Source organism: Aminobacter sp. MDW-2 (assembly GCF_014250155.1).
Classification (GTDB): domain Bacteria; phylum Pseudomonadota; class Alphaproteobacteria; order Rhizobiales; family Rhizobiaceae; genus Aminobacter; species Aminobacter ciceronei.
Window position 1 is genome coordinate 5,047,649 of the sequence record NZ_CP060197.1, and the last position, 12,688, is coordinate 5,060,336.

The following is a 12,688-nucleotide window of genomic DNA, read 5'->3' on the forward strand; positions in this document are numbered from 1 at the left end:
CGAACGCTGGAGATCAGCTCGCTTCGCGGAGCGATTCAGCTGCCTGCAGGTCGACCGACACCAGCTGGCTCACCCCCTGCTCGGCCATGGTGACGCCGAACAGCCGGTCCATACGCGCCATGGTGATGGGATTGTGGGTGATGACGACGAAGCGCGTCTCGGTCGATGCCGCCATCTCGTCCATCAGGTTGCAGAAGCGCTCGACATTGTGGTCGTCGAGCGGTGCGTCGACTTCGTCGAGCACGCAGATCGGCGCCGGATTGGTCAAAAACACCGCAAAGATCAGCGCCATCGCCGTCAGCGCCTGCTCGCCGCCGGACAAAAGCGTCATCGTCTGCGGCTTCTTGCCGGGCGGGCGTGCCAGGATTTCGAGACCGGCTTCGAGCGGATCTTCCGACTCGATCAGTTGCAGCTCGGCCGTGCCGCCACCGAACAGATGGGTGAACAGGCGCTTGAAATGGCCGTTGACCAGGTCGAAGGCGGCCAGCAGGCGCTCGCGGCCCTCGCGGTTCAGGCCCTGGATGCCCTGACGCAACTTGCGGATCGCCTCGATGATGTCCTCACGCTCGGAGACGATCGCCTCGAGCCGGTCGGAGAGCTCCTTCTGCTCTTCTTCAGCGCGCAAGTTGACCGCGCCCAACCGCTCCCGCTCGATCTTCAGCCGCTCCAGCGTCCGCTCGACCTCGCCGGGATCGGGCATCTGATCGTCGGCTTCGAGGCCCGTATGCTTGATCACCAGATGCGGCGGCGTCGCCAGCACTTCCTGGATCCGCGCCTCGACCTCGCGCCGACGTTCGTCGGCGGCGGTCAGGCGCTCCTCGGCGCGGGCTCTTGCTTCGCGCGCCTCGGCCAATCCCTGGATGGCAGCGGTTGCGGCCTTGTCGAGAACGGACTGCTTGTTCTCCGCCTCCTGCAACCGGTCGGAGACTTCCTTGCGCGTGGCCTCGGCGCGCGTCAGCTCCGACATCAAGGTTCGGCGGCGGGCGTCGAGTTCGTCGGGCGCCTCGGCCAGCGTCTCGCGTTCGGCAGCTGCTTCCTCGCGCCGCTCTGCCAGCGCCTCGACCTGCTCGGCGGCACTTTCGGCGCGCAGCACCCAGCTCTGGCGCTCGGCCGCGATCGCGCTGAGACGGCGCCCCCTCGCCTCGGCTTCACGATTGAGGCCGTCATGCACGGCGCGCGCATCGGCAACCGCGGAGCGATCCCGCGCCACCGCACCGGACAGCTGTTCGAGCCGCGCCTGCAGGTCGGCGAGATCAGGTGCCGAGCCGAGCATGTCCTCGGCCTCGACGTAGCCGGCCTGTGCTTCCTCATGCGCATCGGCGACGCGCGCGCGCGCTTCGTCCAGCGCGGCGCGGCGGCTGGTCAGCTCGCCAGCGGCCTTTTCGGCCTGGGCGAGCGCGTCGCGCGCCGCACCGACACGGTGCTGGGCATCACGCCATGCCTGCCGCGCCTGGCGTTCGGCCTCGGTGTTTTCGCGAACGGCGTTTTCCGCCCGCGCCAGGGCCTCTTCGGCGGCGCGCACGACAAGCGTCGCCTGGACGGCTTCGGCGTCGAGCTCGGCGAGCCGGTTCTTCTGGGCGAGACGCTGCGCTGCTGCGGTCGGCGCGTCGGCGCTGGCCGTCAGCCCGTCCCAGCGCCACAGCGCGCCCTGCCTGCTCACCAGCCTCTGGCCCGGCGCAAGCAGCGGCTGCAGCCTTGTCGCATCGGCGGCATCGACGACGCCGATCTGGGCGAGACGGCGCGCCAACTGATGCGGCGCGCGCACGACCTCGGCGAGGCTGCGCACGCCTTCGGGCAGCTTCGGGTCAGTCGGAGCCAGCTTGGCATCACCCCAGTGTACGGGTGCTGCGCGGTCGAGCGCTGCTTCGAGATCGTCGCCAAGGGCAGCACCCAGAGCCGTCTCGAAGCCGCGCTCGACGCCGATCTGCTCCAGCACCGCCGGGAAGAGATCGCCCGAGGCGGCGTTGATGATCTTGGCCAGCGTGCGTGCTTCGGTTTCAATCCGCGCCAGCTCAGCCTTGGCTTCCTGCAGCGGCGTGCGCGACGACGCCTCGGCCTGGCGTGCCTCGGTGACGGCGCGCTCGGCCTCGGTTGCCGCGAACTCTGCTTCCTCGAGCGCTTCCTGCGCCGCCTCGGCCAGCATCTGCTTTTCCGCCGGATCGGCCAGCGCCGAAATGCGCGCCGCAATCTCGCCGGCCTCGCGGTCGAGTTCGGCAAGCTGGCGGGCGAAGCGGTCGCGGCGCTCGGCGGCGTCGCGCATGGCGCGTTCGGCCTGGGTGCGGCCAGCTGCCGCCTCGGCACGTTCGGCGGTCAGGCGGCCAAGCTCGGCCTCGGTCAGCGCCAGCGTCGCCATCGCCTCCTCGAAGGCGGCACGCGTATGCGTCTCGCGGTCGGTGGCGCCGGCATTCTCGTCGTTGAGCGCCTTCTCCTCGGCATCGAGGCGCGCCAGGATTGCCGCATTGTCGCCGATCATGCGCTGTTCGCGGGCGATGTCGGCATCGAGCTGCTGCAGGCGGCGGTCGAGCTCGCTCTGGCGCGAATTGATGCGGCCGGCTTCTTCCTCGAGCTGCGAGCGCGCAATGGACAGGCGCTGGAAGGTTGCGGCGGCAGCAGCCGCGGCGTCGCGCATCTCGGGCAGTTTGTGGGCGCCGACGGCCTGGTCCTTGGCCGCCGCCATCTGCGAGGCGGCGCGGTCACCGACAACAGCGGTGGCGGTGGCCAGCGCCGATTGCGCTTCGCCCTCCTGCGCCTTGGCCAGCGTCCAGCGCAAATGCAGCAGCGTCGCTTCCGCCTTGCGAATGTCGGCCGACAGGTTCTTGAAGCGTGATGCCTGGCGCGCCTGCCGCTTCAGGCTTTCGATCTGGCTTTCCAGCTCGCCGACGACATCGTCGAGGCGCTCGAGGTTCTGTTCGGCGGCGCGCAGGCGGAGTTCCGCCTCATGGCGGCGGGTGTGCAGGCCGGAAATGCCGGCGGCCTCTTCGAGCAACGCGCGGCGTGCCTGCGGCTTTGCCTGGATCAGTTCACCGATGCGGCCCTGCCCAACCATCGACGGCGAGCGCGCGCCGGTCGACTGGTCGGCGAACAGCAGCTGCACGTCCTTGGCGCGGGCTTCCTTGCCGTTGATGCGATAGACGGAACCGGCCTCGCGCTCGATGCGGCGCGACACCTGCAATTCGTCGGCGTCATTGAAGGAAGCAGGCGCGGTACGGTCGCTATTGTCGAGGAACAGCGTCACTTCGGCGGTGTTACGCGCCGGGCGCGTGCCGGAACCGGAAAAGATGACGTCGTCCATGCCGGAAGCGCGCATGTTCTTGTATGAGCTTTCGCCCATCACCCAGCGCAATGCTTCGACGAGATTGGACTTGCCGCAGCCATTCGGCCCGACGATGCCGGTCAGCCCGCGTTCGATGACGAACTCGCCGGGCTCGACAAAGGATTTGAAACCGAGAAGGCGGAGGCGCGAAAACTTCATTCGCGCCAGTCCGCACGGAAGGGTGCACCGAAGCCGTGTTGCCTCGGTGCCATGAGCCTATCAGAGCATGCCGTCGATAACCGCCGACATTTCCTCAATCGTCATTGCCCCCTTGTAGACTTTCCCGTTGATGAAGAAGGTCGGCGTCGAGTCGACCTTGAAATCGTTCTCGCCGCGGGCGCGCACAGCCCTGATATCGTCCAGAAGCTTCTGGTCAGTCAAGCAGGCCTCGAACGACTCCTGTGTAAAGCCGGCGAGCTTGGAGATCTGCAGCAGTGCGTCCTTGGGGTTCTGCGACCCTGCCCAGCTCTGCTGCTGCTTGAACAGCACGTCGACCATCGGGAAGTAGTTGTCCTTCGAGCAGCGTGCCAGCATGAAGCCGGCCTCGGCCAGCGGGTCGAAAGGGAATTCGCGATAGATCAGGCGAACCTTGCCGGTGTCGATGTACTTGGTCTTCAGCGCCGGCAGCGTCGTCTCGTGGAAATGCGCGCAGTGCGGGCAGGTCATCGAGGCGTATTCGACGATGGTGACGGGCGCGTCGGCCTTGCCGAGCTGCATGTCAGGCAGGGTGCCGGCTTCGAGCAGCTTGGCCATGTCGACCGAGCCCTGTGCCTCGGGCACCTTCACCGCCTGGGCAGGCGTTGCGGGTGCGGCCGGGGTGGCAGCCGGCGTCGCCGGCTCGGCAGGCTTGGGCGTTGCTGCGTTGGCCTGCTCGCCGGAGTCGCTGCAAGCGGAGAGCAGCGCCGCGGCCGAAACGGCTGCGAGCCCGGTAAGTGCGGTCCTGCGAGAAATCGAACGAAGCATACGAATCACCTGACGATGGTTGGATTTTGCAATGTGCGGTTACGTGAAAGCGATAGTTGGCGCGAATTAAGGCATGGCTGTCCCCAAACCAATCGCAATTTGCCGCAGTTTCAATCACGAAAGCGCGAGAAAGCCGGCATTTTCTACTTTCGGCTGCCCAGAATGCTCGCGCCCAGCTTTTCCAGCGACGCACGCAGTCCTTCATCCTCGATGAACCTTACTGCACCGGTAAGCTTGCCCTGCTCCGCATCGGTCAGCTTGCGCAGGCGCGGACGCGGCTTGGCACCGGTGTTCGCCACCGGCTTCTGCACGATGCGGATGCGTCCGATGGCGTTGAAGCCGAGAAAGGAATTGACCCTGCCGATGATCTCGCCGGTCTCATGCTGGAGATGAAGGGCTGCCGGCCCCGAACAGGCGACGATCAGCACGGCAGGCTCGAACGGATCGTCCTCGTGCATGCGCCGCGGCCACTGGATCTTCTCGGGCCGCGTGTTGTGGGCCAGGCGTGGGCCGACGATCTCTTCCCATGACTGGACGAGCCCGACTGAAATACCGGTGCGCTTGCGCAGGACGGGATCGAGGATGGCGCTTGCCAGATCGCTGACCGGAACGGGATTGCCCGTCCATCTTTTCCCTGCCATGTCGTTCTCCAGGTAACCTTGTCGACATGTAAAGCCGAAGGCAGTTCCGAGCACCAATGGCATCCCCAGCACCGACCCGCAAGCATGCCGACGCCGCCGACAACAGGATCGCCGCCGATCTGCTCGGCTGGTACGATGCCAACCATCGCGAACTGCCCTGGCGGATGCCGCCGCGTGAGCTCGCCAAGGGCCTGAGACCCGATCCCTACCGCGTCTGGCTGTCGGAAATCATGCTCCAGCAGACGACCGTCGAGGCGGTAAAGCCCTATTTCAGGGCCTTCCTGGAGAAATGGCCCGACGTGTCGGCGCTTGCAGCAGCCGAAACCGAAGACGTCATGAAGGCCTGGGCCGGCCTCGGCTACTACTCCCGCGCCCGCAATCTCAAGCTTTGTGCCGAGACGGTCGCCGCCCTGCCCGGCGGCCAGTTTCCTGAAACGGAGGATGGTCTGCGCGCCCTGCCCGGCATCGGGCCGTACACTGCGGCTGCCATCGCTTCCATCGCCTTCATGCGGCCTGCGGCAGTGGTCGACGGCAATGTCGAGCGCGTGGTCACACGGCTGTTCTCGATCTCGACGCCGCTGCCGGAGGCCAAGCCGGAAATCCGTGCCCATGTCGAACGCATGCTGGCTGTCGCACGGCCCGGAGATTTCGCCCAGGCGATGATGGATCTCGGCGCCACCATCTGCACGCCGCGCCGGCCGCGCTGCATGTTGTGTCCGCTGCGCGCCGATTGCAGCGCGATCGTCAATGGCGACCCCGAGCTCTATCCGGTCAAGCCGCCCAAGGCCGACAAGCCGATGCGACGCGGCGCTGCCTTCGTCGCCGTCACGCCTGATGGCTCCGTGTTGCTGCGCAAGCGCTTGGGCAAGGGCTTGCTCGGCGGCATGACCGAAGTGCCAACGACAGGCTGGACCTCGCGCATCGACGGCGCGACGGACACAGACAGCGCGCCTTTTCCCGCCCAATGGCGACGCGCCGGCAGCATCAACCACGTCTTCACCCATTTTTCGCTCGACCTCGAGGTGTTCCGCGCCGACGTCGCATCGCGAACCGCGCTCGACGGCCATTTCTGGTCGGCGGCAGACGAGCTCAATGGCGAAGCCTTGCCAACGGTCATGAAAAAGGTCATCGAAGCTGCCATACCCGGCGCAATGAAACGAGCACACCAGGGAAAGTCATGAGCGAGATCCGCCACATCGTCTACGACATCGGCAAGGTTCTGATCCATTACGACCCAGATATCCCTTTCAGCCGTATCATTCCCGATGCAGTCGAGCGGCGCTGGTTCTTTGACAATGTCTGCACCAGCGAGTGGAATATCGAGCAGGACCGCGGCCGAAGCTGGGAAGAAGCCGAGGCATTGCTGATCGCCGACTTCCCCGAGCATGAAAAGAACATTCGTGCCTTCCGCCAGCACTGGCACGACATGGTGCCGCATCACTATGAAGACAGCGTCGCGCTGATGGAGGGTCTCGTCGCCGCCGGCCACGACGTCACCATGCTGACCAACTGGGCCTCGGACACGTTCCGCGAGGCGCGCGGCCGTTTCCCGTTCCTCGAAACGCCGCGCGGCGTGACGGTTTCAGGCGATGTCGGCCTGATCAAGCCGGACCGGCGCATCTATGACCTGCATGTCGAGACCTTCGGGCTCGACCCAAAGGCTTCGTTGTTCATCGACGACAGCCAGAAGAACGTGAATGCCGCCATCGACGCCGGCTGGCAGGCGGTGCTGTTCACAAATGCGAAAACGCTCGAGGCGGACCTCGAGCGTCTCGGGATCGGACGGTGACTGGAAACCGGCCGATCGGCGAACCCGGACTGGCTAGTTTGGCTGCCGGAATTCGATTGCTATGGCAGGCGCGGCGCGGTCGCTGAAGGTCCAGAACCGGCGACCGATGATGCCTGCGCGCGCCGGACGATCCGGCGCGGCTGAAGCTTCAGGCGCCCGCCTTTTCCATGCCGACACGGACGATGCGGCGCAGTTCGTCGATCTGGGTCAGTCCGCCGGCACGCTCATAGTGCCAGAAGGTCCAGCCGTTGCAGGCGTCGAGCCCCTGCACCGAAGCGCCGACGCGGTGGATCGAGCCGGCGGTGTCGCCGATCGCCAGCGTGCCGTCGGCGCGGACCTTTGCCGCCCAGCGCTTCTTGGCATCGTACAGCGTCGCTCCAGGTGCCAGCAGGCCCATGTCGAGCAGGCTGCCGAAAGCGACACGCGGCTCGGCGCGCTTGCCGGTCAGCACCGTCAGCGACGGGCCGTCGAGCGGACGCACCGAGGCGATGCGCTCATTGGCGGCGTCGATATAGGCCTGTTCGCGCTCGATGCCGACGAAATGGCGGCCGAGGCGCTTGGCAACCGCACCCGTCGTTCCCGAGCCGAAGAATGGATCGAGCACCACGTCGCCCGGCTTGGTCGAGGCCATCATGATGCGTGCCAGAAGCGCTTCCGGCTTCTGCGTCGGATGCAGCTTGTTGCCGTCGTCGTCCTTCAGGCGCTCGCCGCCGGTGCAGATCGGAAACAGCCAGTCCGAGCGCATCTGGACGTCATCGTTGGAGGCCTTCAGCGCGTCGTAGTTGAAGGTGTAGTTCTTGCCCTTCTGGTCGCGCGAAGCCCAGATCATTGTCTCATGGGCGTTCTGGAAACGGCGGCCGCGGAAGTTCGGCATCGGGTTGGTCTTGCGCCAGACGACGTCGTTGAGGATCCAGAAGCCGAGATCCTGCATCGTCGCGCCGACGCGGAAGATGTTGTGATAGGAGCCGATGACCCAGATCGTGCCGTTGGGCTTCAGCACGCGGCGGGCGGCAAGCAGCCAGGCGCGGGTGAAGGCGTCGTAGGCGCCGAAGCTCTCGAACTGGTCCCAGTGATCGTCGACCGCGTCGACCTTCGACTGGTCCGGACGATGCAGGTCACCGTCGAGCTGCAGGTTGTAGGGCGGGTCGGCGAAGATGACGTCGACGGAGTTCGCCGGCAATTTGTCGAGCGCCGCCACGCAGTCGCCCTTGATGATGGTGTCGAGCCATTCGGACGGCTTTGGCGTGCGGGAAAGCTGGTCGAGAGGACGCACTGCTGACATTCTGATACCCGGGATGACGCGTTACTATTTACTCGCCGTTATGGTTACCGATCAGCGTAAACAATTGATGAAGCGAGCGTTCTAATTTGCGGATCGGGCTGGAATGGTGTAGGTGCCGCGCCTTGAACTTTTCCGTCCGCGCCCCGACGGCGCCCCAGCTTCCCGGACTGCCATGACCCAGCCAGACCTAGTGATATTCGATTGCGACGGCGTGCTCGTCGATTCCGAAATCATCGCCGCCCGCGTCGAAGCGGAACTGCTGACCGCAGCCGGTTTTGAGATATCTGCCGAAGAGCTCGCCGAGAGTTATGCCGGCCTGACCTTCAAGGACATCATGCTGAAGATCGAGGAGAAGGCGGCGATCCCCTTCCAGGCCTCGCTGATCAGCCAGGCCGAGGAGCTTGTCGACCGCAAGCTGAAGACCGACGTGCGCGCCATCGACGGCGTTCACGAGGCCGTTGCCGCCGTCACCGCGCCGCGCTGCATCTGCTCCAACTCGACCAGCGAACGCATCGAGATGATGCTCGAGCGCACCCGCATCCTGCCGCTGTTTCAGGGCCGCATCTTTTCGGCGCTGGAAACGCCGAGCAAGAAGCCGAAGCCCGCGCCCGATGTCTTCCTGCACGCCGCAATGACCTATGGCGCCGACCCGGCCAGGACCTTTGTCATCGAGGATTCGGTGCACGGCATTTCGGGCGCCGTTGCGGCCGGCATGCGTGTCATTGGCTTCACCGGCGGCGCCCACAGCTATCCCGGCCATGCCGACGCGCTGACGGAAGCCGGCGCCGAGACGGTGATTCGCCGCTGGACCGACCTTGGCGGCGTGATCCGGGCACTCAGCATGTGGTCGGAACACGCCTGACGAACGCGGCCGCGCAATGAGCAAGCGGCTGCTGCTGATCAGCGAGAGCGTGGGGACGCCGACGCCGGCGCGCGGCATTCTCAACTACAGCGCCGGCCTGCTCGCCTGCTGCAAACGCCTTGACGTCGAAACGACGCTGCTCGTCGAGACGCAGGACGAAGCCCCATCGTCGCCTGACGAGATCATCCGCTTCCTCGTCGAAGGCACGGTCGATGGCGCGATCCGTCACAGGCCGCATTGGAAACATCTCTACGTAAAATACGTCCAGTCGCGGCGCCAACGCGACCGGCCCGTGGTCGCCTCTCGACTGCCGGCGCGCAAGCTGGTCCCTGCCGCGACGCCGGGCCCCACGGAGATGGACAAGGCAGCGCCACACCTCGCCTGGATCGATGCCTTCATGCCTGTCGCAGGCTTCTACAGCGACAGTACCTTGCGGGCGTCCTATGACTTGCCGCCTCCGACTGTCGACGCACGCGGCTTCGACGTCGTGCTGATGGACGCCTTCCACTACGTGCAACCGGTCACGGACCAAGGCGCGCAGGTCGTGCTGGTGATCCACGACCTCATCCCGCTCGACGAGCTCTCGGGGCGCTACAGGTTCACTTTCGACCAGAAATTCAGGACGGCTCTCGACCAGGCGACCGAGTTGATGTTCGTCTCGGCAGCAACCCGGGACGAATTCAACAGCCGCTTTCCCGACCACGCTGCAAGACTGCCTGCGTCGCTCTTCCCGCCGGTCATTCGGCCCGATCTTCAGTCGGCCGCACAGACTGCAAGCGCCACACCGAAACCGGAGCGGCCGAGATTCGTCTCGATCCTCTCCAACGAACCGCGCAAGAACATCGCCCTTCTGGTCGAAGCCTTCGCCGGCATGGCAGACCGTGCCGAGCTGGTGATCATAGGCAACGTCCCGGCCAGCAATTTTCCACGCGCCGGCTCAAACGTCCGTTTCGTCGGCCAGATTACCGATGACCACAAGGCCGAGCTGCTGCGCTCGGCCTCGGCCCTTGTCTTTCCAAGCCTGAGTGAAGGCTTCGGCATTCCCATCGTCGAAGGCGCCTTGTTCGGCCTTCCGGTCATCTGCTCGGACCTGCCGGTCTTCCGCGAGATAGCAGGCGATCTGGCGATCTTCTTCGATCCGCGCAGCGTCGCAGACCTCGTCCGGCGGCTGGACGAGGTCGCCTCGAGCTTCGCCCATGTCGGGCAGCAGACGGCGGCCCTGCGTGACCGCTGCGTCGCCAGATATGGGGTGGAGGCCGCAACGGCGAGGCTGACAAAACTCCTCGCCTTGCGACAGGGCGACTAGCTGCCGGACCACGTCCGATCGATAAAATCGGCGATCAGCGGCACGATTTCGGGCAGCTTCTCCTCCAGGGCGAAATGCCCGGTCTGAAACAGATGCAGTTCGGCCTCCGGCACGTCGCGAAGGAAGGCATGGGCGCCCGGCTCCGGGAAGAATGGATCGTCCTTGCCCCAGACGACCAGCGTCGGCGGCTGGTGGCGCCGCAGCCAGGCCTGCCATTCGCCGTAACGCGCGACGTTGCTGTGGTAGTCGAACGCCAGGTCGACCTGCGGCTGCTTGCGACCGGGCTGGTCGAGGAAATGCTGGTCGAGCGTCCAGCCGTCCGGCGCCAGCAGCTCCAACTGTCCGACACCGGTCTCGTACTGGAAGCGCGTGCCTGAAAGCGTCAGCAGGTCTCGGATCTTCTGCTCCGCGTCGGGCTGATCCGGCCGCAAGGCGATGAAGTCGCGGGCACCGTCCGACAGGCCCTCTTCATAGGCATTGCCATTCTGGACAATCAGGCCGGCAAACCATTCGGGATGCCGCGTCGCCAGGCGAAAACCGACCGGCGCGCCAAAGTCGAAGAGATAAGCGACGAAGCGGTCCAGCCCCAGTCCCTTGACGAAGCCTTCCATCGTGTCGGCGAGGCGGTCGAAGCTGTAGCCGAACGTGCCGCCGGCGCTTATCGGGAGCGGCGCGTCGCTGTGGCCAAACCCGGGATAATCGGGCGCGATGACCCGGTAGCTGTTGCCGATGGCGTCGATCAGTCGGCGGAACTGGTGCGAAGCCGAGGGAAAGCCGTGCAGCAACAGCAGTACCGGCGCGTCAGGGCCGGCCTGGGCCGGGATCGACTCGCGGTAGAAGACGCGGATGCCATCGACGTCGAGATAACGATGGGCCACGCGAGGAAAAGCCAGGATTGTCATTTCACATGCCTTCAATGTAGAATTACGCATTAGTAATCTTGGCTGAATTACCTAATGTGTCAATGGCAATTTTCGGAGTTAGCATGAACCCCGCCCCCCCCCCTCTCACCGGCGAGCTGCTTGGGCTGGACCTGATCAACACGCGCGCACGCAGCGGCACCGACAGCATCGACCATCTGGCGACGCCTGACGGGTTGCGGACCTGGGTGGCGCTGCAGGGCGAGCGGCTGGCACAATATGACGGGAACGTTCTGGCAGAGGCGTCGCAAGCCGACCTCGCCGCCATTCACGCGGTGCGCAAAACTGCGAGCCAACTCGTCGACAATATCAGGCACGGCAAGGCGCCTTCAGACGCCAGCCTGCGCGAACTCAACCGGACGCTGTCTGCTGCGCCGGTTTATCTCGAACTGCGATGGTCGGGGTCGTCACTGGCGGTGGCGCCAAGGCGCACCGGCTCGGTCATCGCCGATCTCGCCGCGCATCTTGCCGAAGCAGTGGCACTTGTGCTGACCGACCCCGGCGTCGGCACCATCCGCAAATGCGAAGCCGAGGATTGCACCATGCTGTTTCTGCCGGCGAGCAGTCGCCGACGCTGGTGTGCTGCGGCGCGCTGCGGCAACCGCATGCGCGTCGCGCGCTACTACCAGCGCCACAAGGACAGCTGAACGGTCAATGCCCTGAACCCAGCGCATCGAGCAGCCACTCGCTCAGCATGCGCACCTCCGGTCGCGGCGTCCTGGGATGGACGAGGTGGAAATCATAACCATCGATGGTCGGCCCGAACGGCTGGACCAGAACGCCTGACGCAAGATCGTCGGCGACGAGCACGAGGCTGAGCAGCGCCACGCCCTGCCCGGCCACCGCCGCCTGCACGGCATGGCCGTCGTCGTTGAAGCTGATGCCGGCATCGGCGTCGACGCCGTCAACCGCAGCCGCGTCGAACCAGCGCCGCCATGTCGGCGTGTCGGCATTCGGGTGCCTCCATCGCGAATGGAGCAGCGTGACATGGCGCATGTCGTCAAGCGTCTTCAAGCCCAGGCGGGCACTGCACACCGGCGCGAAGCGATTGGCCATCAGCCAGGTCGAACTGAGATCCGGAAAGGGCCCGCGACCATACCGCACGGCAGCGTCGGCGATGCCGGTGCGAAAATCGACAGGATCGTCCGACGCATGCAGGCTGAGGTCGACAGTTGGATATCGCTCACGGAACGACGCCACCCGTGGCACCAGCCAGCGCGCGGTGAATGAGGTCGTGGCCGAAAGCGTGACCACGCTGCGGCGGCGCTCCGAGACACGGTCGAGCGCTTCGGCGAACGCGTCGAAACCGTCGCGCAATACCGGGTAAAGCTCACGCCCCTCACGCGTCAGCACCACCTGCCTCGTGCGGCGATCGAACAGCCGCAAGGCAAGAGTTTGCTCCAGCAGCCTGATCTGATGGCTGATGGCGGTTGGCGTAACCCCCAGTTCCCAAGCGGCCTGCTTGAAGCTCGCATGACGGGCGGCGGCCTCGAAGGCACGCAGCGTCGCAAGCGGAGGCAGTTGGCGATGCATGATTTCAACTCATCCATTGCATGACGAATTCGATTTCGCCAGGCACCATATCACCCATTATTTTCATATGGAACGTGAG

At 65.4% G+C, this 12,688-nt stretch carries 11 protein-coding genes; 5 read left to right on the forward strand and 6 right to left on the reverse strand.

Annotated elements, in window-relative coordinates:
• Positions 1 to 13: 13 nt before the first annotated feature.
• From smc to H5P29_RS24920, 3 genes are all read right to left on the reverse strand, one after another.
• Positions 14 to 3,472, reverse strand: coding sequence for a chromosome segregation protein SMC (gene smc, locus H5P29_RS24910; protein WP_154385994.1), 3,459 nt, complete (start codon positions 3,470 to 3,472; stop codon positions 14 to 16).
• Positions 3,473 to 3,532: 60 nt separating this feature from the next.
• Positions 3,533 to 4,276, reverse strand: coding sequence for a DsbA family protein (locus H5P29_RS24915; protein ID WP_154385995.1), 744 nt, complete (start codon positions 4,274 to 4,276; stop codon positions 3,533 to 3,535).
• A gap of 143 nt (positions 4,277 to 4,419) precedes the next feature.
• Complete coding sequence (locus tag H5P29_RS24920; protein WP_154385996.1) at positions 4,420 to 4,917, reverse strand: DUF721 domain-containing protein; 498 nt, start codon at positions 4,915 to 4,917, stop codon at positions 4,420 to 4,422.
• A gap of 56 nt (positions 4,918 to 4,973) precedes the next feature.
• Between H5P29_RS24920 and mutY the strand changes: the two genes are divergently transcribed.
• A complete protein-coding gene (gene mutY / locus H5P29_RS24925) occupies positions 4,974 to 6,098 on the forward strand; it encodes an A/G-specific adenine glycosylase (RefSeq protein ID WP_154385997.1) in 1,125 nt (374 codons plus the stop codon).
• Positions 6,095 to 6,706 carry an HAD family phosphatase gene (locus H5P29_RS24930; RefSeq protein WP_067964539.1) on the forward strand — a complete coding sequence of 204 codons (612 nt, stop codon included), beginning with the start codon at positions 6,095 to 6,097 and terminating at the stop codon, positions 6,704 to 6,706. The genes mutY and H5P29_RS24930 overlap by 4 nt, the downstream gene beginning before the upstream one ends.
• A 148-nt stretch (positions 6,707 to 6,854) precedes the next feature.
• On the opposite strand, the gene H5P29_RS24935 is transcribed toward H5P29_RS24930, so the two are convergent.
• The gene (locus tag H5P29_RS24935; RefSeq protein ID WP_067964541.1) at positions 6,855 to 7,988 is read right to left on the reverse strand and encodes a site-specific DNA-methyltransferase; all 1,134 of its coding nucleotides are present in this window, start codon (positions 7,986 to 7,988) and stop codon (positions 6,855 to 6,857) included.
• Positions 7,989 to 8,160: 172 nt separating this feature from the next.
• On the opposite strand from H5P29_RS24935, the gene H5P29_RS24940 reads away from it, so the two are divergent.
• A complete protein-coding gene (locus H5P29_RS24940; protein ID WP_154385998.1) occupies positions 8,161 to 8,850 on the forward strand; it encodes an HAD family hydrolase in 690 nt (229 codons plus the stop codon).
• A gap of 16 nt (positions 8,851 to 8,866) precedes the next feature.
• Complete coding sequence (locus H5P29_RS24945; protein WP_154385999.1) at positions 8,867 to 10,156, forward strand: glycosyltransferase family 1 protein; 1,290 nt, start codon at positions 8,867 to 8,869, stop codon at positions 10,154 to 10,156.
• Here the strand turns inward: H5P29_RS24945 and H5P29_RS24950 are convergent.
• A complete protein-coding gene (locus H5P29_RS24950; RefSeq protein WP_154386000.1) occupies positions 10,153 to 11,058 on the reverse strand; it encodes an alpha/beta fold hydrolase in 906 nt (301 codons plus the stop codon). The two genes, H5P29_RS24945 and H5P29_RS24950, sit on opposite strands and share 4 nt — an antisense overlap.
• Before the next feature lie 83 nt (positions 11,059 to 11,141).
• On the opposite strand from H5P29_RS24950, the gene H5P29_RS24955 reads away from it, so the two are divergent.
• A complete protein-coding gene (locus H5P29_RS24955; RefSeq protein ID WP_154386001.1) occupies positions 11,142 to 11,723 on the forward strand; it encodes an ABATE domain-containing protein in 582 nt (193 codons plus the stop codon).
• Positions 11,724 to 11,727: 4 nt separating this feature from the next.
• Here H5P29_RS24955 and H5P29_RS24960 read toward each other — a convergent pair whose 3' ends face one another.
• Positions 11,728 to 12,609, reverse strand: a complete 882-nt coding sequence (locus H5P29_RS24960; protein ID WP_067964550.1) for a LysR substrate-binding domain-containing protein — start codon at positions 12,607 to 12,609, stop codon at positions 11,728 to 11,730.
• Between the last annotated feature and the right edge of the window lie 79 nt (positions 12,610 to 12,688).

Bases quoted from the DNA above. Each gene is read 5' to 3' on its own strand.
- H5P29_RS24920 (WP_154385996.1), bottom strand. From the start codon at position 4,917: ATGGCAGGGAAAAGATGGACGGGCAATCCCGTTCCGGTCAGCGATCTG.
- mutY (WP_154385997.1), top strand. From the start codon at position 4,974: ATGGCATCCCCAGCACCGACCCGCAAGCATGCCGACGCCGCCGACAAC.
- H5P29_RS24915 (WP_154385995.1), bottom strand. From the start codon at position 4,276: ATGCTTCGTTCGATTTCTCGCAGGACCGCACTTACCGGGCTCGCAGCC.
- H5P29_RS24940 (WP_154385998.1), top strand. From the start codon at position 8,161: ATGACCCAGCCAGACCTAGTGATATTCGATTGCGACGGCGTGCTCGTC.
- H5P29_RS24950 (WP_154386000.1), bottom strand. From the start codon at position 11,058: ATGACAATCCTGGCTTTTCCTCGCGTGGCCCATCGTTATCTCGACGTC.
- H5P29_RS24935 (WP_067964541.1), bottom strand. From the start codon at position 7,988: ATGTCAGCAGTGCGTCCTCTCGACCAGCTTTCCCGCACGCCAAAGCCG.
- H5P29_RS24955 (WP_154386001.1), top strand. From the start codon at position 11,142: ATGAACCCCGCCCCCCCCCCTCTCACCGGCGAGCTGCTTGGGCTGGAC.
- H5P29_RS24960 (WP_067964550.1), bottom strand. From the start codon at position 12,609: ATGCATCGCCAACTGCCTCCGCTTGCGACGCTGCGTGCCTTCGAGGCC.
- smc (WP_154385994.1), bottom strand. From the start codon at position 3,472: ATGAAGTTTTCGCGCCTCCGCCTTCTCGGTTTCAAATCCTTTGTCGAG.
- H5P29_RS24945 (WP_154385999.1), top strand. From the start codon at position 8,867: ATGAGCAAGCGGCTGCTGCTGATCAGCGAGAGCGTGGGGACGCCGACG.
- H5P29_RS24930 (WP_067964539.1), top strand. From the start codon at position 6,095: ATGAGCGAGATCCGCCACATCGTCTACGACATCGGCAAGGTTCTGATC.